Here is a 22,684-nt window from a genome sequence, read left to right as displayed (position 1 = left end):
TGTGCCTTTCGCCCCTAGCCCCCCGTCATATTCATATAACGCAATATAACCGGCTGCTCGTTAATATTAAATTCGTGTTTTTCCGGCTTAATCAGCATCGCGTCAACAATGGCCTGTTTCAGCACCGCCATGTCGCCCGGATTAGCCCTGATAACTTGCTTTAAATCGACCGAATGCTCATTGCCCAAACATAACAGCAAGCGCCCTTCAACGGTTAAGCGCACCCGGTTACAGGTGCTGCAAAAATTCTCGCTGTGCGGAGAAATAAAACCGACGCGGGTTTGTGTGCCTGCCACATTAAAATAATTTGACGGCCCGCCTGTTTTTTCAGGCGTGGCGACTAAAGTGAAATTCTCTGCCAAATCGACCTTGATCAAATCGCTGGAATAATAAGCATCAGCCCGGTCATGCTGACTGACGACACCCAGCGGCATTTCCTCGATAAAGCTGATGTCGATACCGTTATCGACCGCAAACTGAACCAAGTCATTCACTTCGGTATGGTTTCTATCCTTAAGAATGACCGCATTGATTTTTATCCGCTCAAAGCCTGCCGCCTTGGCAGCCTGAATGCCTCTAAGCACCTGGTGCAAATCGCCGGTTCGGGTTATCGCCTTAAACTTGTCGGCATCCAACGTATCCAGGCTGATATTGATGCGTTTTACGCCCGCCTCTTTTAAAGACGCCGCCATCGTTTCAAGCTGGGAGCCGTTGGTCGTTATCACCAGCTCATTCAGACTTTCAATATGTCCGATATTTTGCAACAGCTCCACCGCCCCCTTCCTAACCAAAGGTTCGCCGCCGGTGATCCTGATTTTCTTCACGCCCAATTCGGCGAAGGCTTGCGCCAACGTATAAATCTCTTCCAGCGTCAAAACCTGCGCGCGCGGCAAGAAGGTCATGTCTTCAGCCATGCAGTACAGGCAGCGGAAATCACAGCGGTCGGTAATCGAGATTCTCAAATAATCAACGGTTCTGCCGAAGCGGTCGATTAATTGGGCGGGGGGAGACTTAGTCATTGGCGCAGCGATAAAAAATCCAAGACACCAATATTAACATAGTATTGGGCTTTTATAGAGAGCTTCTATGTCCCTGACCATCCAGTTTGAAAACAGTTGCCCCGTTGCGGAACGGGTAATGATGGATTACTTATAAACATCCTTACGATGTCCAATTTCCAACAACAGGATAATTAACTCGCTGTCTTTTATCTGACAAATCAGCCGATAATCTCCAATTCGATAACGCCATAATCCGGCATATCGCTTTCCTTGCAGCGCTTTACCGTGCGAACGTGGATTATCAGTTTCGATGAGCTGGCCTATAAACCGTTCAATTCGCTGCTTTGTACCGGTATCGAGTGATTTTAACGATTTAGCCGCACTGCCCTTTAACTTGACTCGCCATTTACTCATAAAGGCTTTTTTTAGCCTCGCTCCAGTCAATCAACTCATCTTCATTGTTACTGAGTTCATCCAGCGCCTTTTCTGCAAACTGGGCATCACTGTAATCGGCTAAATATTCGCGCAAGGCATCATTAACGGCTTGATCTATGGAGATATGCGCTTGTTTAGCCAGCTGACTAAATTGTCTGTCAAGTTGTTCGTCAAGAATCACTGCTGTCATTGTTTAATCCCCTTGGTGTCGTTCTTGCGGCTAGTTTCATTGTTCCTACGCGAGGAAGCGAAGATTCATTAGGGCTGCGAAAAATATTCCAGTTATCAATATTAACATGGTATTGACCTTTTATAGAGGGCACCTGCCGACATGCTTAAGAGCGTCTTTAAAATTCCTCCAGGTCAGCCTCGATTTTTTTGGTACACTGGATATATAAGCCTTTTGATAGCTTGCTATCATTGAGAAAAGCACCATGAAACGCAACAATGCCCTAACCATACTCAAAAAAATCAAACCCATCTTAACCCAGCAGTTTGGCGTTACCCAAATGGCATTATTCGGTTCGACCGCACGTGATGATGCACGTGACAATAGCGATGTGGATATTCTGATTGGATTTGATGGACCTGCTACCTCGGCGCGCTATTTTGGCGTGCAATTCTACCTGGAAGACCAGTTAGGGTGTCCGGTCGATCTGGTCACCGAAAAAGCCTTGCGCCCGGAGTTACGCCCATTTATTGAAAAGGAAGCCATCAATGTCTGAACCGGTAGAGCGTTAATGGAAGAAATAAAAATATCAACACAAGATGAATTAAAACTTCATTTATCCAAATATAAAAATGGTTACTTTTTTAGAGGGCAAACCAAACATTTCGATGATAATGGGAAAGTTAGCATAAAATCATCTTTTGCCAGAAATGGCTGTGCTCCACCTCTAACGTTTAAATGGTCGCATTATTCAAGAGCTTTATTGAGAGCATTTTGTTTTCTTGACTATCACTATATCACCACAGAAGTTTCGCAAGCCGTCCTTCAACATTATGGCTACCAATCTTTTTTTATAGATGTAACCAAATCAGCACATATTGCTTGTTGGTTTGCAGCAAATAAATACGAAGAAAAAATTGACAGCCATTTTCAACATTCATTTGACGAATTGGTATGGTTAGAATACAAGGCTGCAAGTTATTCTGACAATAATGACGTAGGTCATATTTATGTAATTGATACTTCAGTATTAGAAGAATTGAACATTGATGTATGTGATTTAACTCAAATTAAAAGTAATAGTCCCCGATTGAGATTTCATGCACAAAATGCGTGCCTTGTCAGTACGATAAATGGTCGTTTACCACCTGAATCAATTTGTGCGCATTTAATGGTTGAGCATGACGTATTGCTTAACTTTTACCAAGAAAATGGAATTAAGAATACGCTTGATTTATTTCCAAATCGTCAAGAAGACCATATTCTAAAAGGACTTCTTAAAATTTATTGGATAGAGAAATGTCCTAAAGCTAATTTGCATATATATAAAAGGAGCTTAGAGCTACCTGAATATGATGCTGGGTCAAGAAATGTAACAGAAGCTGCTTTTTATAAAGAATTTTGGCTTGCAGATGATAAAGATGTTATTGATTCGCCACTTAATCAATTTCCTTTTTTCAAAATTCCAGAAGCAGCATATTTTGCTGGTAGAAACGAACCTTTTAGCTTCGAAAACGTAAATGAGTTATTTAATAAATATAGCGGTTTCGTAGTGGAATTTGATGGATTAATTAAAATACCAGAGGTAGAAGATTATTCAGAATATGAAAAAGGGATATATGTAGAAAAGCTATCAGATTCAACTGTGGCTATATATGGTCTTGTAGTAAAACACGTTGGTTGTATTATTTCAGGATACGGCGTTACCAAAGGCTGGATGTATCAAATAAATGGTAATAGTTGGGAAAAAATTAAGCATCTAGATGAATGTGAATGTAATAACTCCCTCAGACATGAATTGCATTTTTTGCTACTCCGTGTACTCAATGATTCTTTAAAGAATAACCTTATGGCTAAAGAAACTGACAAAAACTACGTGTATAAAGATATAGCGCCGTAGGATGGGCGAAACTTCAAAGCCCATCATTCGCGATTGATGCGGTTCGCTACCGCTCACCACATCTTACAGTTCTCAATCCAAAAAAGCCCTGATCGCCGCTATCCCCTGGCCTCCGCTTTGCTGCGATGTAGTCAGGCTGGATTCGGTCATGCCACCCAGGGCGTAAACAGGCAGGTTGACCTTGGCGACCAAGTCGGCAAATTGCTCCCAGCCCAGCGATGCAGCGCCCGGATGCGTTTGGGTTGCCAGCACCGGAGCCAGCACCACAAAATCCACGCCTATTTTTTGCGCCTGTTGCAGTTGCTCAAGGTTGTGACACGATGCGGCTAACCACTTGCTGTTTTCGGGACGCTTGGTCAAAGCCATCAAGTGACTGCTGGTCAGGTGGATGCCATCTACTTCGACTGAGCATTCAACGGCGGAATTCATTAACAGCACGGCTTGTTGCTGTTTGCATAACGGGTAGGCCTGTTCGAAAAACTTTGCGACGTCTACGGAAGGCAAGGTTTTCAATCTAGCCTGAATCAGCTTGACGCCCCGGTTCAATATTTTTTGCAGGTTCGACAGCAACATGGCTTCATCTGCGTCATCCAGAATCGCGTAATGATGCGGCAATCGGGCGGCGGTGATAATCGGCTGGTTGGCGGCGGGGAATGCGTAATGTTGCAGTTCAGCCGGTGTTACCCATTTAAACGACTGGCCTTCCAAGCTTTTAGCTTCGCCTGAAAACTGCTCGACCAAGAAAACGTTTAGCTGCACAAACCGGTCGGGGTACTGGTGCTTGACGGTAATTAACGGGGTTGCCGCTGTCACGGTGATGTTGAGTTCTTCTTTGAGTTCGCGGGCCAGCGCTTGTTCTGCGGTTTCCGATGCTTCAATCTTGCCGCCGGGGAATTCCCACAGGCCGCCTTGGTGCAAATCGGCATGGCGCAGGGAAATCAGGACTTTTCCTTCCGGGTTTTTGACTACGCCTACGGCGACTTGGAGTGGATTCATTTATTTAGTGGGACGCAGGAACGGTCATCGTAATACACAAGTTTCTGAGGTATACCGTCATTCCGGCAGGGATTGCCGGAATCCACGACTGCATGGATGCAGGAGGTAGAGCAATGCATGGCTACTGGATCCCGGCATTCCCTGCCGGGATGACGAAGTCTCATTATTTTCTACGTTCCGGCACCTTTCGCCTTGTGCCTTCCACCTGCTTTTAAGTCCTATATTCCGCATTGATCTTCACGTACTCATAAGACAAATCGCAGGTTAACACTTCCTGCACTGCGTCGCCGCGACCCAATTTGACGGTCACGGTAATTTCTTCCTGATTCATCACCCGCTGCCCGGCTTCCTCGGTGTAGTCGTCGGCTCTGCCGCCGTTTCTGACGATGCAGACATCATCCAGATACAGCCGCACATTTTCCAGCACCATGTTTTCGACGCCGGCGCGACCCACTGCCGCCAGTATCCGTCCCCAATTCGGGTCGCTGGCAAAAAAGGCGGTTTTAACCAGCGGCGAATGGGCGATGGTTTTACCGACGCGCACGGCTTCTTCATCGGTCAAGGCCTGCTCGACGACGATGCGCATCAGCTTGGTTGCGCCCTCGCCGTCCCTGACGATGGCTTCCGCCAGTTGTTTGCAGACGGTCATCACAGCATCGGCAAATATTTGATAATGTTCGCTGTCCTGTTTGATTTCAGGAGCCAGTGAGCAACCGCTCGCCATCAATACGCAGGCGTCATTGGTCGAGGTATCGCCGTCGACGGTGATGCGGTTGAACGATTGCTCAACGGCCAGCGCCAGGCAGTTCTGCAACAGGGCTTGGTCGATTTTCGCGTCGGTGGCCATAAAGCCCAGCATGGTCGCCATGTTGGGCTGGATCATGCCCGCGCCTTTGGAAATGCCGTTGATGGTGATGGTTTGCCCATCAATTTCGATGACTTTGGATACGCCTTTCGGGAAGGTGTCGGTGGTCATGATCGCTTGGGCGGCCTTGTCCCAGTTGGCGGCATCCAGGTTGCCGACAGCTTCCCGCAACGCGGCTTTGATTTTGCCCACCGGCAGCGATTGCCCGATGACGCCGGTGGAAAACGGCAGCACCTGGGTTGCGGCGCCATCCACGACTTCGGCAAGGTCGGCGCAGGTCGCCAAGGCATCCTGCATACCCTGCTCACCGGTACCGGCGTTGGCGTTACCGGAGTTGATCAGCAACCAGCGCGGCGCATGAGCCAGATTCGCTTTCGCCACATGCACAGGCGCAGCGCAAAAGGCATTTTGGGTAAAAACCGCCGCACAGGTTGAATGCTCGGCCATTTGTATCACCAGAATATCATCCCTGATGGTTTGCTTGATGCCTGCGTTCGCTGTACCCAGCGTTATGCCTGCTACCGGATGCATGGTTGGAAAACTGCACTGCCCTACTGCCATAAGTTAAGCCTCTTTTAATTTTGGATTTACCACGAAGGACATGAAGGTTTTGCCTTGCTTTTCTTCGTGAACTTCGCGCCTTCGTGGTGAGTTTTTCAATTTTTTAAAACACGCATCAGTCTTTAAAAAACACAAACACATTATCGATTTTTTTAACTTCCACACGCATCAGTTTGCATTGTTTTCTTATTTTTTCCAGCTGTTGCGGCTGCTCGCTGATTGCAAAAGGCAAAATCACTTCCACTTCAATCTGGCCGTCCAGATAATGGATTCTAAAATCTTCTATCACCCGCTTAAAATCCACCAGATAGTGATCCAATAGCCGTTGCACATCCCCGCGAGACAGCGGCTTGGATTGCTCTTGCAAGCTTTCATCATCTTCAGGATCGACATGTACCAGCACATCCATCACATCATCAAAACGCCTGATCAAGTCATCCCTGACTATATCGCCAATCATGTGCCCTTCCGAAACGGTAATGCGGGGATCGACGACGATATGCGCATCGATCAGCGCATCCTCGCCCATTTGCCGGGTGCGCAACAAATGAATGCCTTCGACACCGTCAATGGCGTGAATGGCGGTCCTGATCTCGGCGACCAGCGCGGGGGGCAATGAAGTATCGACCAGTTCCTTGATGCTCTGAAACACCAGATTCAAACCGATTTTAGCTACCATCAACGCGACCACGACGGCGGCAACGCCATCGGCCAACGGATAGCCCATCATCACCGCGCCTATGCCGAATAAAACCACCAGCGATGAGATCGCATCGCTACGCTGATGCCAGGCATTAGCCAGCAGTAATTTGGAACGAGTCTTTTTGGCGATGCGCTTGGTGTATTGGTATAGCCATTCGTTGATCAAGATTGAAAGCGTCGCAACGCCCAATGACAACACGTTGGGCACCGGCAGACGCTCGGGACCTGCCATGCGCTCCATGACCGACCAGATGATAACGCCGCCGATCGCAATTAAGCTGCCTCCCAAAATGACCGTCGCTATGGTTTCGAAACGGCGGTGGCCGTAGGGATGATCATGGTCCGCCTCGCGACTGCCCAACCTGACCGCAATAATGACCAATAGGTCGCTGAGCAGATCCGATAGCGAATGAATGCCGTCGGCAATCAGAGCCGCAGACTGCCCAAGGATGCCGAAGCCGATTTTGATCAGCGTCTGGAGAACATTAATCGCCGCGCCGACATAGCTGGCCCTGGCTTTTAGTTTATCACTTTTTGCGGCATCTGAAACTTCAGCCATTATTTGCCCACTGCCACGATAACATCTCGTTCCCGTGCGCTACGTCCCGTACCACGGACCCACTGCCGAACCAGAGGGCTTTCCACTGCTTCACGCGGCGCAGCGCGCCGATACTGCATTCCCACGCGGCGCGTGGGAACGAGAACCGTAGCGTAGGGGGGCGGGATAACAACTAAAAGCTCAGTCATTACGACGCGCCCACTTCCAGGATAATAATGTACTCATGATCACCCGAGATGGTTTCCAGCACCTTATGTCCATTGATCCGGCACCAGGTCGGAATGTCCTGCATCACGCCGGGATCGGTGCAGATAACTTCCAATTGATCGCCCGCTTTAAGCTGTTTGACTTTATCCTGGGTGCGAATAACCGGCAACGGACACAGCAAGCGGCGGGCGTTTAATATTTCCCTGTTCATATAAACCATTCCTGCGGAATTTCATCCGCGGCAAACGGCTTAACCTGAATAATCCGTTCAGAACCGTCTTTATCGGCAATACTCACATCGACTTGTTCGGCATCACGGCCCTGTCCGTAGCGGGCGGTAATTCTTGCCGCCAGGAACAAGTCCTCAGCGGAAGGCGAACCGTCCACCAACACCAACGGCCCCGCATGGCTGGCGCAATGCAGGGTGATAAATTCTTTTTTGTAACCCTGCATAAAACGGCCTTCGCCTTCTTCTCGGGCTACGATGACTTTAAAGTTTTGCTCCGGCCTGATGTGTCTGCCGACTTTCAGCAGCATCACATCATCTAGATCATATTGCTTGTCGCCGTCACGCGCTTTCCATAGGTCAACCAGTTTTGACGAATAGCTGGCGTCGGTCAGAAAACAGCAGCCGCCCGCAGGCTGGGCATATTCATCAAAGCCGAAACCCTCGGCCATCGCCATCTGCGGCTTGCGCGAGCGTCCGCTAAAATCATGCAGTTTTTCCCGATCGACCCAGCCTTCGCGTTCCGGCAGGGTTGCAGGCAGATTCTTGGCGCACAAAGGCCGCAATAATAAATCATCGGCGCCGGATTCTTTAGATATGATCGGCATCGTCGCTTTGCGTTGCGACATCGGACGTTGGCCGATCACTTCGCCGGTGATGATGAAGTCGAAATCGTTTTCCACTATCCATTGCTTGGCCTTGTTGACCATGAAAATCTTGCAGTCCAGGCAAGGATTCATGTGCGCCCCGTAGCCGTGTTTGGGATTGATCAGGACGTCTTTGTATTCTTCGATGACATCGACGATATGCAGCTTCATGCCCAGCTGTTCGGCGACCCATAAGGAGTTGTTGCGTTTAGGCTTGGCCTTGTCGTTAGCCCTGATCGCATGGGTGTGGCCTTCCACGCAAAAACCGGTGAAGAAGTTGATGCCTTCGACATGGACGCCTTGTTCCATGATGGTTTTCGCCGCCAGCATTGAATCCAGTCCGCCGGAAATTAACGCCACTGCTTTTCTTTGTTTACTCATATCACTCAAAAATTGGGAAAATTTATCTATTATACCGGCTTATTACGGCACTATCATTTAAGATGATAAGCCCCAGAGATAATTTCAACTAACTCCCTTAAGTCAGCATTGTGAGGACGCGCTTCTTTCAATTCGCTTGCTAATGCATGCAACCCTCCCTTCAGCTTGCCTTGTTGTGCTAATTTAGCGGCTTCTTGCCATTGGCTTGCTAGTGAAGAACTTCCTGCCTTTAAATCTTTACGTTTTCCACCGGCACGCTCCCAAATATCCCCCAATTCGTCAGGTGCAAGGTCGGCTCCTAATTCAGCAACTCGCTGTACAAGACTTTCTGTTATGTTTGGGACATGACTATTATTTCCCGTTTTAATCGATAACATAAAACGTTGCCACATAGTAAGCAGTTTCTGACAAGCATTCACTGCTGGCAATAGTTCAGGTATTGATTCTGACAGACTATAGATTTTTTCTGCTGCCTTCTTCCATCTTCTATCTGATACGGTTTTTCCTATTGTTGCGATAATGATCGGTTGCCAGTCTATTCGCGTTGAAGACGAGAGACAGAGAATTAAATCTTGCTCATTTAACGACACATTCGCTGACAATAGCACTACAAAAACTTTAATCGAAAGATGTGTTGCGCGTAATCGATTGAGAACTTCCCCTGCCAGTTGCGGTTCAAGGTTTGCAATCGCTAGTCCTGCATTGCACTTCCCTATCAAGACATCGGCTACTAAGGGAAGTAATGCGGCGCAACTGTCAGGACTCAACACATTCCACAACTGTGCTCTGTTAGAGTGATTGAAGGCAATATCCGCCAAGTCTTTTGCAAGCGGCGCAATAAGCCCCGATGTCTCTTGCTCTCCTGCCAGTATCGTGTCCAAGAGTTTAGAACCTTGTATTTCACGATTGGCAGTCGGTGGCCAACAATCACCACCTGCGGCGATATGTGCGGCCCACAATTCCCGCCAAACGGTATGACTGACATCCAAAGCTTGCAATAGTTGCGGCTCTCGCGCTGTCCGCTGTGCGGCCAGCTGCATCAATTGACTTTCAGGCGTTGAAATCACTTCGTCGATGACATCACTACCTGACAAATGCTCGACTAAGTATCTCAAGCCAGCAAACGCAGGGCCTGAAAAATTCCGCTGCAAGCGAAAAGCCTCTTGAGGTGGAAATGCTGCCATCACCACCCAAGCGTGTAATGTTGACCATTGCCGAACCTCAGCTTGCGCTTGAAGTTGCCGTAGTGCGGTTTCAGATAGTGCCACTTCAGCAGAAACAGCAAGCAGACCGGCTTCAACTTTTTCGGTTGCGGGAACAATGCCGTTGAGTATTTCAGCGCAGTCAGGCAAGCCTAACCAATTGAGCGCAGACTTGGCCCAGTGTTTATCAGGGTTGGCAAATCCCGCAGATAGCGCTTGTCGCACTGATTGTTGCCACCATGCTTGGGCTTGGTTTTCTCCTAAGCCTGTGAGCAGTTGCTGTGCTTCATTCAGCAATAACCGAGGAGCCTGATTGCTAACCCACGTTGTAAGCGCAGCTTCGGGCAGGCTTTCGATGGGTAAAGAAATGGGGTTAAGGTTCTTAAGCAAGAACACGAAGTTAGGTTGCGCTGTATTAAAGCTGTGATTCAATACCCATAGCGCTTCAGCTTTTAAATCCGTTGCCGTATCTGGATTAGGTGCCAGAACTGCCAAAGTCCGCAATAGCTCAAGTGCGTTTTGCAGCTCGAAACAGGCGCGCAACTTATCCAGACGATCCGCAGCGCGGGCCACAATGCCAAGTTTTTTCAAATCACCGGAAATGGAATTGCAAACCTCCAAAACCTCATTAAAAGTCGAATCGTCTGCACCCACCAACCAAAGGGCGGCCCGGCTTATTGGCTTTACACCCGAATTAACGTGAACTACCGAAAAACCCGACCATTCAGGCAAGCGTTGCGCGGGTACACAAAAAAGCAAAGGCGGTGCGACCGACTCGCCGCTTTGAGGCGGACTTACTGCCACCCGCGCAGAAAAATCGCGCCGTGCCTCAGGCCACAACCGCGCCCAAAGGTCGGCGATAATGCCCGTCCATGCATCCAAATCCGCGATCACAGGAGGCCGTTTAGATTCCGACGACACCAAGGCTTCCGCCACCGCACCTAATAATTCGGGAGAGGTAGCGGCAATGGTTTCCAGCCCGGATAGCGACATCAACACAGGACGCAAATCAGTCACAGCACCAATCTCATCCAAGCGCCATACAGCAACTTCACTGCGTACCATGCCGGCCCGGCTAACCGTATCATCGGGGACTGTCCACCAAAGCGCCCAGCAATCCCCTATCGCGCCACAACCCAACGAAGGCCACCAGCGCTCCCCCGGCGTATGATAGCCCGGCGGCTTGTCGGTTAAGCCCAATAATTCAGGCGCTAAAGAACCCGGTTGACCCGCCCATTCCAGCAATCCATGACTGTTATCCTTGGCACCGTACCGCGCTCTTAGCCGCGGAGTCACTCTGCCTCCAACAACCAAGCCAGCGGACGGCTTAAGTCGGAATCTTTTTGTCCGTCGGGCGTGACGACCCAACCCTGATGTTCAGGCCCTTGGATGATAAAATTTTCATCATCGCTGGTAGGTTCTAAAAGACGGCCTAATGCTGACAGCCCCCAGATGCTCCTGGCATCAGGCGTCCAAAGGCTATCAATAAAAGCAGCGACCAGCGGCAGGTGTTTTGCCAGCACTTGTTCGGGCAGCAGATCATCTGCGGTCACTTCATCGTAGCAGGACAAAAGCACAGCAAGGCGCGGCTGTTCGCGGCGCGACACGGTGCCCACGCCAGCCACATGCAGCAACATCTGCAACAACTCTACCCAACGGGCGTTAGCATCCCAAGCGCCTGCCCGTGCTGTCGTGCCGTTGCCATCGTCTAAACGCTTCGCAAGTTCTGCCAGCGCATCGGGATAAGTTGTTTCTTTCCTGAGCCGAATCAGCAGCAGCCAACCTTCAGCCTGACGCAGTTGTGCCCGCCAGTTTTCTGTCACTTGACGCTCTGTAAATACCGTTTGCAACTGTTCGCCGCCGTAATCAGGCCAGCGCAAATCCAGCGTGTGACCGCGTTTATCCTTAAGCGGCAATAACACATCAGTCCACGTACCCACTGAGGTATGGCCTGCGGCATGACCGTTTTCCAAGCAATGCAGCACTTCCTCTAAGGCGCTTAGGTCGGCGGGCGTGTCACGCAGTTCGAGTAAGCCGGGATTTCGCAGCAAGCGTCCGTAAAGCTGCCCTGCATAGTGGGTTTTGCCGCTGTACGAGCCGCCGAGCAAAACAATTTCAGGCGTGGACATGATGACCTCGGAATGCGGCAAAAGGCTGTTGATGGAGAATAGGTTCGACGATGCGGCAGGCTTGCGGCGCTGTCCATGCAGGGCAAAGCACAGCCTCCAATGCATTGGTTAAGGAATCCGGTTGATTGGTGCTGGAACTGACCTCAAGCGCATGAGGTATTTGTTTTGCCAGTCCTTGCGCAATGGCGGCGCGGATGTCCGCGTTAGGTTCAACATCGTTTTTCGCCCAAACCAATGCCGTAGGACGGTTAGCCACATGGTTGCCTAAACGTTCCAAAAGCTGGCGCAACTCATTTCGGGCTGTGCCGCGTGTCTTATTGGAGTCAGCAAGCCGCTTACAATCGGCAAAGATCAAAAACGCATCCGCGTTGCGTACCAGCCACCGCGCGCCTTCCGCCTCGGGCGCATCTTCCTTGACGGCCCAGCGGGTAAACCATTCGCCCGGCGCATCGGTCAGCAGCACATCCCTAAATTCACCCTCGGCATTGCGTAGGGCAAAATGCAGCAAGCCCGGCACACGACCGGTGCCGCGCGGCGTGTGCGGCGGGAATGAAGGCGGACGAGCCGCATCGTCAAAGCGCGTCCACGCGGCTAAAGATTCCCATGCGCCCAAGGTTCGGGAACCGGCAAAACGCGCATTGGCAAGCGACTGACCGAGCAACAGTTGTAAATAGTTGCCGATTAACAGCGTGGTTTTGCCTGCATCGTGCGCACCCAGAACACCGATCAAAATAGTGCGTCCGCGTGGGCTTAAATTGGCAATGTCGGCTAGACCTAACGCGCTGCCCGACCACGGCACACGGGCTGATGTTGCAGCAGAGATTACGATGTCGGCTTCTGCTTCGGGCGTTGTTGCCGACCATGAGGCGCATTGCGTATGTTCCATTTCCCCCAAGTCGCAGGACTCGCCTTCATGAACGAAACAGTTCGGATTTGTACAACGTTCACTCATGCAGCTCTCCAGCCAATTGCACCGCCTGTTCTTGCCGAAACAAAGCTTGGGCGAACTGGGGCAAACTCATTTCAAACTCGCCGCTTGCGCCGACGCGTTTGAGTGCCGCTGTAAAATCTTGCGTCTTGCCGGTCAAGACTAACACCGCCGCATCGCGCAGACTTAAGCGGCCAGTGTCGGGCGGTGCGGTGAGTGTTTCCAACCAGTCTTTGGAAAGTTGCTGCCGCGCTTGGTCGAGCGTAGTGAGTAAGTCCTGTAAGCTGAGCTTTTGAGTAAAATCCGCATCAGGCAATCGGTTGACGGCTTCGGCAAGCAAATAACCGACGCTGGCGGGAGTTGGTTTGGCAACCTCGTTGAGCAGGTCAACTGCCATCACCATAGATGCAATGGCAGGGGCGAGTTCGCGATAACTGCAACGTAGCGAAGACGAGTACAGTGCTTCCGACCACCACAGGGCGTTTAGGCGGATTTGTTCGGCTTGTTGAGTTTTCTGTACCCAACTTTGTTGGGAAATTAGCGCTTTATTTACATTGTCAGCAAGTTCATCTAATTCATCCGCAAGTAATTGATACATGCGATCAGAAAATTCAGTTCCCCAGCTCAAGTTTGCTGGCAGCAAGCTAGGATTGGGGGCATCGACTTCCTCTTCATCATCCTCGCCCTCTCTAAGCGTTTTCAATCCAACAGCAGCAGCCACTCGATTTTCTAACAGACTTCGATCAACTTTATGTGAACAGAATTCAGTCGTTGCTGCTGATCTTTTGTCATTTTGTGAGTTTGGTTGCGCACTAGGAGACTGTCGGATTTAGCAGTGCAAAAAGTGTTAAAATAACCCTATCGAAACACCAAATCAAAAAACAAAAATGGCTACCCAATTCATCCTGATTGATCGCGATACCCCCTACATTCTGCCCCCGTGTGTTCAGGATTATTTGCCTGAAGATCATATGGCCCGTTTTGTTGTCGAGATTGTCGATCAACTGGATTTACGGACGCTATCAGCCGTCTATGCGGGCAAAGGAAAGCGCCCCTATCATCCGGCGATGCTGTTGGCGTTGCTGTTCTACGGTTACGCGACCGGCGTATTTTCCAGTCGCAAACTGGAGAAAGCCACTCATGACTCGATGGCCTTTAAATACATCTGCGCCAACGAAAACCCAGATCACGACACCATCAACAGCTTTCGCAAGCGCTTTGGCAAAGAGATCGAAAGCCTATTTGTCGAGATATTGGTACTTGCACAAACCTTGGGGCTGCTTAAGCTGGGTACGGTGAGCCTGGACGGCACCAAGATTAAAGCCAATGCCAGCAAGCATAAAGCCTTGAGCTGGGATTACGCCAATCAACTGGAAGCCCAGTTCAAACAGGAAGTTGAAACCTTGATGAAACTGGCTGAAGCCGCCGACAATTCCCCGCTTCCAGAAGACATGGATGTACCCAAGGAACTCAAACGCCGCCAAGACCGTTTAGCAGTGATTGCCAAAGCCAAACAGGAAATCCAGGCCCGTGCCAAGGCGCGTTACGCGCAAGAAAAGGCCGAGTATGACGAAAAGCAGGCTAAGCGTGAACAACACCTGAGTGAAACCGGCAAGAAAATGGGCGGCAAAGCCCCCCAAGCGCCTACCGATGCGCCTCAAGGTAAAGATCAAGTCAGCCTGACCGATGAAGAGTCCCGCATCATGCCGACCCCTAATGGTTTTGAACAAGCCTATAACGCCCAAGCCAGTGTTGATATTGCCACCCACCTGATCGTTGCTCATCACATCACCCAACACACCAACGACAAACAAGAAATCGAACCGGCCTTAGCCAAACTGGAACAGCTCCCGGAATGCTTGGGGAGTGTTGACAACCTGTTGGCCGACACCGGCTACTTCAGCCAAGCCAATGTAAAGGCGTGTGCTGATGCAAAGATAAAACCGTACATCGCCCAAAAGCGGCAAAGCCATAACCAAGCCCTTGACGCCCGGTTTCAGCATCAGCCGGAAATAGGCGAAAGCACCTTACCGCCGGTTGAGGCCATGACCCATCGCTTAACAACCAAAGCGGGCAAAGCACTCTACGGCAAGCGAAAATCTACTGTCGAAACCGTGTTTGGCATCATTAAACACGTCCAGGGATTCAGGCAATTCCAGCTTCGAGGCCTGGAATCCGTCCAAAGTGAATGGAATTTAGTCTGTATAGGCTGGAATTTAAAAAGAATGCATGTATTAAGAGGGTGAGAGAGGAAAAAGAGCATTGAGCTGCCCATAAAACAGAACTATGGGCATTAAAAATCCCAATAAACCACTTTTTTAAATTTTAATCGTGATTAAGTGGGGAGGCTCGCTCTATTAATCCGACAGCCTCCTAGAAGTTGTGTGTTCACACTTTAGCGCCTTTTCCTCAGCCCACCTCGCCCACGTCTCCAACATTTTGCAAATAACCGCCTCTTCCCTGCCCAGCTTTAACAACGGCAAAGTATCCGCCGCAGTCAGCCACAAAATAGCCGAGTTGTTATCCTCTTCTGCCACCTGATTACAAGCGTCCAACAAAATAGCCCGGAGTAAATTGACCGGCATATCAGGAAACACCGAACGCACCGCTTTCCATTCCGCCACCAAGGCTTGTTCAGCTTGAACAATAATAGGATCGTCTTCAGGTATATCCGCAGCTAGCCCCGCCAAAATAGCCCGAACCAATAGCGACGGCTGTTCACGGAGTTGTTGAGCGACGGTTTTAGCGGCTTGCTCGATTTTTGAAAAACGCTCGTCATCACCGTTAAGGTTTTCGATAAGGCCAGCGTTTAACAGTCCGGTTAGTAAGTCAGTCATGCAAATCTCCAAAAAGTAATTTCATTTCATTCATTCCCACGCTCCAGCGTGAGAACGCGTGCAGCAACGCTCCAGCGTTGTGAGACATGGGCTATCGGTGAAGCATTTGTATACGAGGACGCTGAAGCGTCCATAACGACATTCCCACGCCGGAGCGTGGGAACGATAGCGGTAATTCAGTCAGGTCGGCCTTATTTTTTCAAGAGGGTGAGGTAGCGTAAAAGCACGGCATTATCAGGCAAGTCGTCCAAAGCCGCTTGCACTATCATTTCGGGACGCGCCAAAGCCCCTTGCCTACTGCGCTGCCAAAGCCGTTGCCAGAGATCAAAGGGTCTTGGCATATTTTCGACTTCACTGGCTTTGCCGCCCGCACGTTGCCATAAAGCGCGGGCATCTCGTACGTCGGGATATTCTTCTGCGAGTACAGCAATCAGATCGCGAGGCAGATTCAAATCTATTGTCTCGGTTGAGGTGTTTTCAAAAGTAGCTGGACTGGTCTCGATCGTATCAGCACAACCAGGCAGCAGGTCAGCTGATTTTCTGAGTAATGTAAGCAAGCATTCCGCCGCCGCTCTGGCGGCAAACTTCCGGTAACGATCATCTTTAAACGCATCGCCGTAGTCCGATACGCCCTTTGCAACTAACACCGGTATGCCGTGCATTTCTCCCAGCGCACCCAACGCGCTGGCTTCCATTTCGATGCCAAGGACTTTGCGCATAGACTCTGCCAGACGAGGGAAAATCCCCGCATCTTCGCTAACCGCCGCCCCCGTCGCCATAGGCGCGACATGAATCCAAAAATCAGCTGGCGCGGGAAGACCGCCAGGATAGAGCAAGTTTAATTGTTCAGCGTGTTGCCGCCCCGTAACCGTCAACGTTAACGGTTTTTCCAACCATTGACGCAGCCAAAGACGCGGCAGAACGTCGCTCCAGTTCGGGCAAGCTGTATTAAAATCGGCGTGTTGACATGGTTCTTCTCCAGCAAGAATCCTAAGCAAAACCCAGTCTTCTTGCAGTTCTAGCGGTAATGCCGGACGTAAACTTAACCATGATGTGTTTGGCGCTGGGACAGGCACATGCTGCATCCGCTGCACCCACACCTGTGATGGACGATATTGTAGCTGATCTCCCTGAAATCGTTGCTGCCCTTCTTCTACCGTCAACTTGCCAGCATCATAAGACCACAGCCGTTCGGCAAAAATCACATCGCCCAACGCCACTTTGTCACGCCGCCCGGCGCAAATGCCGCTCATGGCGATACACCGCGCCGGTTGCTCATGAATGAGCTTACTTGCGGTAGCTTGAGCCTGTTCCCGTCCCATATAGCTGGCGTGTGTCGCCCGAATACTTAGCGTAGTGCCTGACGAGGTGGTGAAACAGGCATCGGCTACCATCCAGCCGTTATCAAGCGCATGCTCATTCCAGCCTGTAGCCAGCCCGTCAGTAACCTTAAGCACTTGATCGTATTCGTCCTTCATTGCGCAAATGAGCAAAACGTCAATAGCAGTTTCTGCGGTTTTTTTAGTATGTATGGCGGTCATTGGTTCTATCAGTATTGGGTTAGTTATATCTTCACCCCAAAGTACGGTGTATGGGCAGCACACTGTCCAAAAAAAATCTACTCGTAGGCTTTTTTAGTAATCTGGGGCGCAAACCATTTTATCGTTCCCACGCTCTGGAGTGGAAATGCAGTCTGAATCGCTCCAGCGCTTCGAAATGCCCGAAGCATAAAAACGATGCGCTAAAAATCCGTCCCGCTCAGAGAGAATAGCACGCGAATTAAGCTAATAAATAGAGATAACATTGTTACAACTTTTTTTAAAAACCCGCGTAAATCCGTCCAATCCGCGTCATCTGCGTTCTATTCCTTTATCAACCAAAATTAATCCTAGCTTCCAAATCGTTACTGGAATCGGCATTTTTCAACGCTTCTTCCAAACTGATTTTTCCATCTGTGTACAGTCCGAACAAGGCATCGTCAAATGTCCTCATGCCTTTACTGCCGCTTGACGTCATGGCCGTTTTAATTTCATTAAGCTCCCCTTTCAAAATCAGGTTCGCTATATGAGGTGTATTGATCATCACTTCAATGGCCGCACAGCGCTTCCCCGCCGTATCGGGAATCAGGCGCTGGGAAATAACGGCATTTAAATTGGTGGCAAGATCCATAAATAATTGCGCATGATGATCATGGGGATACATATTGATTACCCGCTCCATGGCCTGATTGGCATTGTTTGCGTGCATGGTCGAGATACATAAGTGACCGGTATTGGCCAGCTCCAACGCGGCCGACAGGGTTTCCCGGTCCCGAATCTCGCCGATCAAGATGACATCGGGCGCTTCCCGCAAACAGGCTTTTAGCGCTCTGGCATACGATTCTGTATCGACGCCGACTTCGCGCTGATTGACGATCGATTTCAGGTTCGGGTGCGAGAACTCGACCGGGTCTTCAATGGTCAAAATATGACCGGCCGAGTTGGCGTTACGGTGGTTGATCATGGCCGCCAGCGTGGTCGATTTTCCCGATCCGGTGCCGCCCACCATCAGCAACAGGCCCCGCTTGGCCATGATGAGTTCCATTAAAATATCCGGCGTGCCTAAATCCTTGCCGGTAGGAATGACCGAAGGGATCAAGCGCATAACCAGACCTACGGTTTTGCGCTGAAAAAAGGCATTGGCGCGAAAACGCGCACTGCCGTCCGGTAGGCTGATCGCAAAATCCAAATCTCTGGTCACTAAAAACTCGTCGATTTGCTCCTGAGTCATAATCCCCAAAGCGCCCGATTTGGTTAACTCGGGCGTCAGCAAAAACTCGTCCAGCGCCACGGCTCGGCCATAAATTTTGGCCTTAACCGGCGAACCGACCGTTAAAAACAAATCCGAGGCATTCAATTTAGCCATTTCCACCAGATACGGCAGAATGTTCAAGTCATCTTCCGGCGCTGCTCCCAGAACCTGATAACTTTCCGCTTCCTGCTCAGCAGGTTCGGCTTTTGCCGGCGCTGAATCAGGGACAATAAACAACACCAGTCCGTTATCCTCGACCTTGGCGCTAGCCATAAATTTCTCGCCATCAGGCGCGGCGCAATTAAATTTTAGCGCTTTGTTCCGGACTAATTCCTGCTTCTGAACGTCATTGATGAGACTAAAGGTGATTTCTTTTATTATGTTTGGGGTTAACTCATTTTTACCCAAGGGATATTCCTCACCGGCCAATCCCAAGAGCGCCGGAGACCCTGCTTTTAAAGACAAGCTATCGGCATTTTTTTCCAGCATTAATTTTAAATAAGGTGTCAGGGTCATGTTAGTGTCTGGTTTATGTGATGGGGGAAGGTTAAAAACGATCTAATTGATCGGCGAAAAATCCAAAAACACTGCGCCGTCTGCGTCTTATCCAGACTGGGCGCATCGCTTTATCGCCGTGACTAGCCTTCCTCGTCGCCGTCTTTTGATTGTAACGAAAGTCCGCCGATCGACCGGTCTTCACCGGAAGCTAACTTAATCTGCAAGCGCAACTCATTTTGAGAGTCGGCATTTCTTAAGGCTTCGTCATAATCTATCCGTCCCGCCTGATAAAGCTCCAATAAGGCTTGGTCAAAGGTTTGCATGCCCAATTCACGGGATTTGGCCATCAACGGCTTGATGCTGGAGGCCTCGCCTTTGGCGATATAATCCGAAATCAACGGCGTATTTAACAAAATCTCAATGGCCGCGCAACGTCCGCCATCAACGGTTTTAACCAGACGCTGGGAAATGATGGCGCGTAAATTGACCGAAATATCCTGCATCAATTTCGTCTGAGCCTCCATCGGAAAGAAACCCAAGATCCGGTCAATAGCCTGATTGGCATTGTTGGCATGCAAGGTAGCCAGCGCCAAATGACCTGTTTGGGAAAACTCCAGGCCGTAATTCATAATCTCGGGACTGCGGATTTCTCCCAGTACGATAACATCGGGAGCCTGCCGCAAGGTATTGTGCAATCCGGCTTCCCAGCTCTTGGTATCGACGCCGACTTCCCTTTGCATCATCACGCAATTTTTATGGGTATGCACGTATTCGATCGGATCTTCCAGAGTGATGATATGCCCATAGCTGTTCTCATTACGATGGTCGATCATTGCGGCCATAGACGTTGATTTACCTGAGCCGGTGCCGCCGACCATGATCACCAGGCCGTTTTTGTTCATCATCACGTCTTTTAAAACAGGCGGCAGACCCAATTTATCGAAATTGGGTATTTCCGCGGCAATGACCCGGATAACCAAGCCCTGACAGCCTTGTTGAACATAGGCATTGACCCGGAACCGGGATAGCCCGGCAGGCGAAATGGCAAAATTACATTCTTGCGTTTCTTCAAATTCCTTGAGCTGCTTATCATTCATGATGCACTGCGTCAGAGCCTTGGAGTCGTTAGCCGATAAGGCCTGCTGCGAAACCGGCGACATTTTGCCTTTGACTTTTATTGCAGGCGGGAAACCGGCGGTAATAAATAAATCAGACCCTTCTTTATGTAGCATAAGTTTGAGTAACTTAATCATAAAGTCCATCGCTTCTTTTCTTTCCATTGACTTCCCCCTGTGTTGATTAGCTGTATATGGTTTTACCTGAAATGAGGTAAAGCTTTTTAATTATAATTTAATTTTTAACGATGCCTACAAAAACCAAACATTATAAACGTGAGTATTTTAGCTAAAATATTCCGTACTAAACGTCGTCCAGCCCCCAAAAAACACGATCTGACTTTAATTTTTATATCGATAAAGTCAGCGTCTCCATTCAGGTCAAACATTATGATTCTGCGATGGCGGGATCTGCCGCGGGACGCGCTAACATTCCGAAACCGATGGAGTACTTGCATACTGACACCGTTGATAATATCGCCATACCCAATTTCCTGCGCGATATACCAAAAGCCCCGAAGAAATGATGAGGACAAGTGCATGAAACTGGAGTTTGATAAGCAATAGGCTGAAAAACAAGCCGGAATCCTGCACAAACAGTTGGAGAAATTAACTCAGGTACTGGACATGGACAAGCTTAAAGAGGAATGATGATTTGCATAGAAATTAATCATGTGCGCCCGACTTCAGTTTATAATCAGCCCTAAAATCAAGACAATATCACCCACATTAAAAGCCTTTGTTTTACAACATTAAAATTAAAATTAAACGCAGACTGAAAAGCGCCAACCCTTTGCTCAAGTTAATGCTGCTTGGCATTTTGGGATTAGGAATGGGAACTACCGTTGCAGCTACAGACGAAACTAACCTGAACAAGGCAACTTTCGCCGGCGGGTGTTTCTGGTGCATGGTGGCGGCCTTCGATAATCTACCGGGGGTCGTTGAGGTCATTGCCGGTTACACAGGCGGCCATACCCAAAATCCAAGTTACGAAGAAGTCTCGGCAGGCGGAACCGGTCACGCCGAAGCCATACAGGTATTCTACGATCCCACTAAAACCGGTTATACCCAGTTGCTGGAGGCCTTTTGGCACAACGTTGACCCTACTGCGACTGATCGCCAATTCTGCGATGTCGGCCCCGAGTACCGTGCGGAGATTTTTTACCATAACGAGGAACAACACCGTTTGGCCGAACAATCAAAGACTGAGCTGGCGCAGTCCAAGCCCTTCAAGGAACCGATCGTCACCAAAATCACTGCCGCTTCTGCATTCTATCCCGCCGAAGAATATCACCAACATTACTACCGGAAAAATCCGGTGCGTTATCAGTATTACCACTACACCTGCGGCAGAGCCCAGCGTTTAAAGGAATTGTGGGGAGACTCGGCGCTCGAACCCCAAGAATAAGCTTGAGTCCCCGCTCTCCCCCCACTGCATTCTCAGTTCATCTGCTTCCAATACAACGGATATTTCCGGTTTCTGCCCTGTAAAGCAATGTTCATGATTTTAATCGCCCCTCGCCATATCCGCATTAGCTTATTTCTAACCCGCCTTTCGTCGTAAACCGAGCTGATGATTTCATTTTTTGCTTCCAGCCAATCTCTATGCTCATTACCCGGGTGAAAGCCGCGTTTTTCAGCTTTATAATAGGCCGCTTCAGCAATCATCACGTCAAGACTGACCGGTGATCCGCCCGTCATTGTAAATCCGCACTTTACCAGACTGATAAGATCTTGCGCCGTGCTGCCCTTGACGCCTATTTTCTCAGGTTCCAGCTCTGCCAGAGTGCCGAACAGGCGATCCCATATTGACAACACCGCGCCGTAATTACGGTCATGCTCGTCACGCCGGGTTGAATGGTGAACACGGTGCAAATACGGCGTAATAATTAGCCCGCCCAGAAACCGCTCACCCCGGAATGATATATTAGTGTGATGCAGCAGGGTGAAAAAGGTAATTATCGCCTCGTTCATCAGCAGCAACGCCCCATCTATGCCTAAAATAACAACCGCCATCGCCTTCACGAGGTTGATGATGACTACTTCCAGAAAATGTATCCGGAATGCCGTTGAAACATTCAAACAAGGATCGTTGTGATGTACCTTGTGAAACATCCACAAGCAATCGAAGCGGTGACTGGCCTTATGCAGGCAATACAGCAGCAGATCGATAGCTAAAAACGAAAGAACGGCTTTCCCTGCCGGATTATGGATAGGATTGAGCAGCCCTTTATCGGAGAATTGTTCCGCCAAAATCAGTAGCGATGGAACCGACAACATCGACATAACAACGCTGTTAAAAACAAATAATTCGATGTTCGCCCGATAGGACTGCCGCAACTGTTTCGGGGGGATTTTTTCTCTGGGATCGCAAACCTCAACCATCAAAAAGAGGGTAAAAAACATGAACAGGATATAGATTGCCACCCCTCCTGACGACATGTTTATCAGCCAGGTTAGATAGGATTGAAGTAAAGTAGCTGAAGATTTAAGTTCGCTTAACATTGTCATCTCCTCATTACAAAACCGACGTAAA

General features: G+C 49.5%; 22 protein-coding genes. 4 read left to right on the top strand and 18 right to left on the bottom strand.

Annotation, left to right across the window (positions count from 1 at the left end; genetic code table 11):
- Positions 1 to 14: 14 nt before the first annotated feature.
- The 3 genes from moaA to METTU_RS00380 form a co-directional block, all read right to left on the bottom strand.
- A complete protein-coding gene (gene moaA / locus METTU_RS00390; protein WP_006889307.1) occupies positions 15 to 1,019 on the bottom strand; it encodes a GTP 3',8-cyclase MoaA in 1,005 nt (334 codons plus the stop codon).
- A gap of 126 nt (positions 1,020 to 1,145) precedes the next feature.
- A complete protein-coding gene (locus METTU_RS00385) occupies positions 1,146 to 1,415 on the bottom strand; it encodes a type II toxin-antitoxin system RelE family toxin (protein WP_006889306.1) in 270 nt (89 codons plus the stop codon).
- The gene (locus METTU_RS00380) at positions 1,408 to 1,626 is read right to left on the bottom strand and encodes a hypothetical protein (RefSeq protein ID WP_006889305.1); all 219 of its coding nucleotides are present in this window, start codon (positions 1,624 to 1,626) and stop codon (positions 1,408 to 1,410) included. The genes METTU_RS00385 and METTU_RS00380 overlap by 8 nt, the downstream gene beginning before the upstream one ends.
- A 244-nt stretch (positions 1,627 to 1,870) precedes the next feature.
- On the opposite strand from METTU_RS00380, the gene METTU_RS00375 reads away from it, so the two are divergent.
- Complete coding sequence (locus METTU_RS00375; protein ID WP_006889304.1) at positions 1,871 to 2,161, top strand: nucleotidyltransferase family protein; 291 nt, start codon at positions 1,871 to 1,873, stop codon at positions 2,159 to 2,161.
- Positions 2,162 to 2,176: 15 nt separating this feature from the next.
- Positions 2,177 to 3,505 (top strand): FRG domain-containing protein, encoded by a 1,329-nt coding sequence (locus METTU_RS00370; RefSeq protein ID WP_006889303.1) that lies wholly within the window; start codon positions 2,177 to 2,179, stop codon positions 3,503 to 3,505.
- A gap of 72 nt (positions 3,506 to 3,577) precedes the next feature.
- Here the strand turns inward: METTU_RS00370 and METTU_RS00365 are convergent, their stop codons facing one another.
- The 10 genes from METTU_RS00365 to METTU_RS00325 form a co-directional block, all read right to left on the bottom strand.
- On the bottom strand, positions 3,578 to 4,501 hold the full coding sequence (locus tag METTU_RS00365) for a Nudix family hydrolase (RefSeq protein ID WP_006889302.1): 924 nt from the start codon (positions 4,499 to 4,501) through the stop codon (positions 3,578 to 3,580).
- Positions 4,502 to 4,712: 211 nt separating this feature from the next.
- A complete protein-coding gene (gene argJ, locus METTU_RS00360) occupies positions 4,713 to 5,927 on the bottom strand; it encodes a bifunctional glutamate N-acetyltransferase/amino-acid acetyltransferase ArgJ (protein WP_006889301.1) in 1,215 nt (404 codons plus the stop codon).
- Positions 5,928 to 6,042: 115 nt separating this feature from the next.
- A complete protein-coding gene (locus tag METTU_RS00355; protein ID WP_006889300.1) occupies positions 6,043 to 7,188 on the bottom strand; it encodes a cation diffusion facilitator family transporter in 1,146 nt (381 codons plus the stop codon).
- Positions 7,188 to 7,376 carry a hypothetical protein gene (locus METTU_RS22905; RefSeq protein WP_006889299.1) on the bottom strand — a complete coding sequence of 63 codons (189 nt, stop codon included), beginning with the start codon at positions 7,374 to 7,376 and terminating at the stop codon, positions 7,188 to 7,190. The genes METTU_RS00355 and METTU_RS22905 overlap by 1 nt, the downstream gene beginning before the upstream one ends.
- Positions 7,376 to 7,606, bottom strand: a complete 231-nt coding sequence (locus tag METTU_RS00350; protein ID WP_006889298.1) for a sulfurtransferase TusA family protein — start codon at positions 7,604 to 7,606, stop codon at positions 7,376 to 7,378. Before METTU_RS00350 ends, METTU_RS22905 begins: the two co-directional genes overlap by 1 nt.
- Complete coding sequence (locus METTU_RS00345; protein WP_006889297.1) at positions 7,603 to 8,649, bottom strand: tRNA (5-methylaminomethyl-2-thiouridylate)-methyltransferase; 1,047 nt, start codon at positions 8,647 to 8,649, stop codon at positions 7,603 to 7,605. Before METTU_RS00345 ends, METTU_RS00350 begins: the two co-directional genes overlap by 4 nt.
- Positions 8,650 to 8,702: 53 nt before the next feature.
- Positions 8,703 to 11,147, bottom strand: a complete 2,445-nt coding sequence (locus METTU_RS00340; RefSeq protein WP_006889296.1) for a GAP1-N1 domain-containing protein — start codon at positions 11,145 to 11,147, stop codon at positions 8,703 to 8,705.
- Positions 11,144 to 11,980, bottom strand: a complete 837-nt coding sequence (locus METTU_RS00335) for a TRAFAC clade GTPase domain-containing protein (protein WP_006889295.1) — start codon at positions 11,978 to 11,980, stop codon at positions 11,144 to 11,146. Before METTU_RS00335 ends, METTU_RS00340 begins: the two co-directional genes overlap by 4 nt.
- The gene (locus METTU_RS00330) at positions 11,967 to 12,932 is read right to left on the bottom strand and encodes a TRAFAC clade GTPase domain-containing protein (protein WP_006889294.1); all 966 of its coding nucleotides are present in this window, start codon (positions 12,930 to 12,932) and stop codon (positions 11,967 to 11,969) included. The genes METTU_RS00335 and METTU_RS00330 overlap by 14 nt, the downstream gene beginning before the upstream one ends.
- Positions 12,925 to 13,629, bottom strand: coding sequence for a GTPase-associated system all-helical protein GASH (locus tag METTU_RS00325; RefSeq protein WP_006889293.1), 705 nt, complete (start codon positions 13,627 to 13,629; stop codon positions 12,925 to 12,927). Before METTU_RS00325 ends, METTU_RS00330 begins: the two co-directional genes overlap by 8 nt.
- Before the next feature lie 166 nt (positions 13,630 to 13,795).
- On the opposite strand from METTU_RS00325, the gene METTU_RS00320 reads away from it, so the two are divergent.
- A complete protein-coding gene (locus tag METTU_RS00320; protein WP_006889238.1) occupies positions 13,796 to 15,154 on the top strand; it encodes an IS1182 family transposase in 1,359 nt (452 codons plus the stop codon).
- A gap of 111 nt (positions 15,155 to 15,265) precedes the next feature.
- Here the strand turns inward: METTU_RS00320 and METTU_RS00315 are convergent, their stop codons facing one another.
- The 4 genes from METTU_RS00315 to METTU_RS00300 form a co-directional block, all read right to left on the bottom strand.
- Positions 15,266 to 15,745, bottom strand: coding sequence for a GTPase-associated system all-helical protein GASH (locus METTU_RS00315; protein ID WP_006889292.1), 480 nt, complete (start codon positions 15,743 to 15,745; stop codon positions 15,266 to 15,268).
- Between the two features lie 191 nt (positions 15,746 to 15,936).
- Complete coding sequence (locus METTU_RS00310) at positions 15,937 to 17,286, bottom strand: 5'-methylthioadenosine/S-adenosylhomocysteine nucleosidase family protein (RefSeq protein ID WP_006889291.1); 1,350 nt, start codon at positions 17,284 to 17,286, stop codon at positions 15,937 to 15,939.
- Positions 17,287 to 17,617: 331 nt separating this feature from the next.
- Complete coding sequence (locus tag METTU_RS00305; RefSeq protein WP_006889290.1) at positions 17,618 to 19,051, bottom strand: PilT/PilU family type 4a pilus ATPase; 1,434 nt, start codon at positions 19,049 to 19,051, stop codon at positions 17,618 to 17,620.
- Positions 19,052 to 19,173: 122 nt separating this feature from the next.
- On the bottom strand, positions 19,174 to 20,313 hold the full coding sequence (locus METTU_RS00300) for a PilT/PilU family type 4a pilus ATPase (RefSeq protein WP_006889289.1): 1,140 nt from the start codon (positions 20,311 to 20,313) through the stop codon (positions 19,174 to 19,176).
- Positions 20,314 to 20,980: 667 nt separating this feature from the next.
- On the opposite strand from METTU_RS00300, the gene msrA reads away from it, so the two are divergent.
- A complete protein-coding gene (gene msrA, locus METTU_RS00295) occupies positions 20,981 to 21,556 on the top strand; it encodes a peptide-methionine (S)-S-oxide reductase MsrA (protein ID WP_217182744.1) in 576 nt (191 codons plus the stop codon).
- 32 nt (positions 21,557 to 21,588) lie between these two features.
- Here msrA and METTU_RS00290 read toward each other — a convergent pair whose 3' ends face one another.
- Positions 21,589 to 22,653, bottom strand: a complete 1,065-nt coding sequence (locus METTU_RS00290; RefSeq protein WP_006889287.1) for a sterol desaturase family protein — start codon at positions 22,651 to 22,653, stop codon at positions 21,589 to 21,591.
- Between the last annotated feature and the right edge of the window lie 31 nt (positions 22,654 to 22,684).

This window comes from Methylobacter tundripaludum SV96 (genome assembly GCF_000190755.2).
GTDB lineage: Bacteria > Pseudomonadota > Gammaproteobacteria > Methylococcales > Methylomonadaceae > Methylobacter_A > Methylobacter_A tundripaludum.
Note: the sequence above shows the minus strand (reverse complement) of the source record. Positions and strands in the feature narration are given on the sequence as shown.

What these genes read in the sequence shown, in the direction of transcription:
- METTU_RS00370 (WP_006889303.1), top strand. Translation starts at nt 2,177, where the DNA reads ATGGAAGAAATAAAAATATCAACACAAGATGAATTAAAACTTCATTTA.
- METTU_RS00290 (WP_006889287.1), bottom strand. Translation starts at nt 22,653, where the DNA reads ATGTTAAGCGAACTTAAATCTTCAGCTACTTTACTTCAATCCTATCTA.
- argJ (WP_006889301.1), bottom strand. Translation starts at nt 5,927, where the DNA reads ATGGCAGTAGGGCAGTGCAGTTTTCCAACCATGCATCCGGTAGCAGGC.
- METTU_RS00345 (WP_006889297.1), bottom strand. Translation starts at nt 8,649, where the DNA reads ATGAGTAAACAAAGAAAAGCAGTGGCGTTAATTTCCGGCGGACTGGAT.
- METTU_RS00315 (WP_006889292.1), bottom strand. Translation starts at nt 15,745, where the DNA reads ATGACTGACTTACTAACCGGACTGTTAAACGCTGGCCTTATCGAAAAC.
- METTU_RS00375 (WP_006889304.1), top strand. Translation starts at nt 1,871, where the DNA reads ATGAAACGCAACAATGCCCTAACCATACTCAAAAAAATCAAACCCATC.
- METTU_RS00355 (WP_006889300.1), bottom strand. Translation starts at nt 7,188, where the DNA reads ATGGCTGAAGTTTCAGATGCCGCAAAAAGTGATAAACTAAAAGCCAGG.
- METTU_RS00330 (WP_006889294.1), bottom strand. Translation starts at nt 12,932, where the DNA reads ATGAGTGAACGTTGTACAAATCCGAACTGTTTCGTTCATGAAGGCGAG.
- moaA (WP_006889307.1), bottom strand. Translation starts at nt 1,019, where the DNA reads ATGACTAAGTCTCCCCCCGCCCAATTAATCGACCGCTTCGGCAGAACC.
- METTU_RS00310 (WP_006889291.1), bottom strand. Translation starts at nt 17,286, where the DNA reads ATGACCGCCATACATACTAAAAAAACCGCAGAAACTGCTATTGACGTT.
- msrA (WP_217182744.1), top strand. Translation starts at nt 20,981, where the DNA reads ATGGGAACTACCGTTGCAGCTACAGACGAAACTAACCTGAACAAGGCA.
- METTU_RS00380 (WP_006889305.1), bottom strand. Translation starts at nt 1,626, where the DNA reads ATGACAGCAGTGATTCTTGACGAACAACTTGACAGACAATTTAGTCAG.
- METTU_RS00350 (WP_006889298.1), bottom strand. Translation starts at nt 7,606, where the DNA reads ATGAACAGGGAAATATTAAACGCCCGCCGCTTGCTGTGTCCGTTGCCG.
- METTU_RS00320 (WP_006889238.1), top strand. Translation starts at nt 13,796, where the DNA reads ATGGCTACCCAATTCATCCTGATTGATCGCGATACCCCCTACATTCTG.
- METTU_RS00335 (WP_006889295.1), bottom strand. Translation starts at nt 11,980, where the DNA reads ATGTCCACGCCTGAAATTGTTTTGCTCGGCGGCTCGTACAGCGGCAAA.
- METTU_RS00365 (WP_006889302.1), bottom strand. Translation starts at nt 4,501, where the DNA reads ATGAATCCACTCCAAGTCGCCGTAGGCGTAGTCAAAAACCCGGAAGGA.
- METTU_RS22905 (WP_006889299.1), bottom strand. Translation starts at nt 7,376, where the DNA reads ATGACTGAGCTTTTAGTTGTTATCCCGCCCCCCTACGCTACGGTTCTC.
- METTU_RS00300 (WP_006889289.1), bottom strand. Translation starts at nt 20,313, where the DNA reads ATGGAAAGAAAAGAAGCGATGGACTTTATGATTAAGTTACTCAAACTT.
- METTU_RS00385 (WP_006889306.1), bottom strand. Translation starts at nt 1,415, where the DNA reads ATGAGTAAATGGCGAGTCAAGTTAAAGGGCAGTGCGGCTAAATCGTTA.
- METTU_RS00305 (WP_006889290.1), bottom strand. Translation starts at nt 19,051, where the DNA reads ATGACCCTGACACCTTATTTAAAATTAATGCTGGAAAAAAATGCCGAT.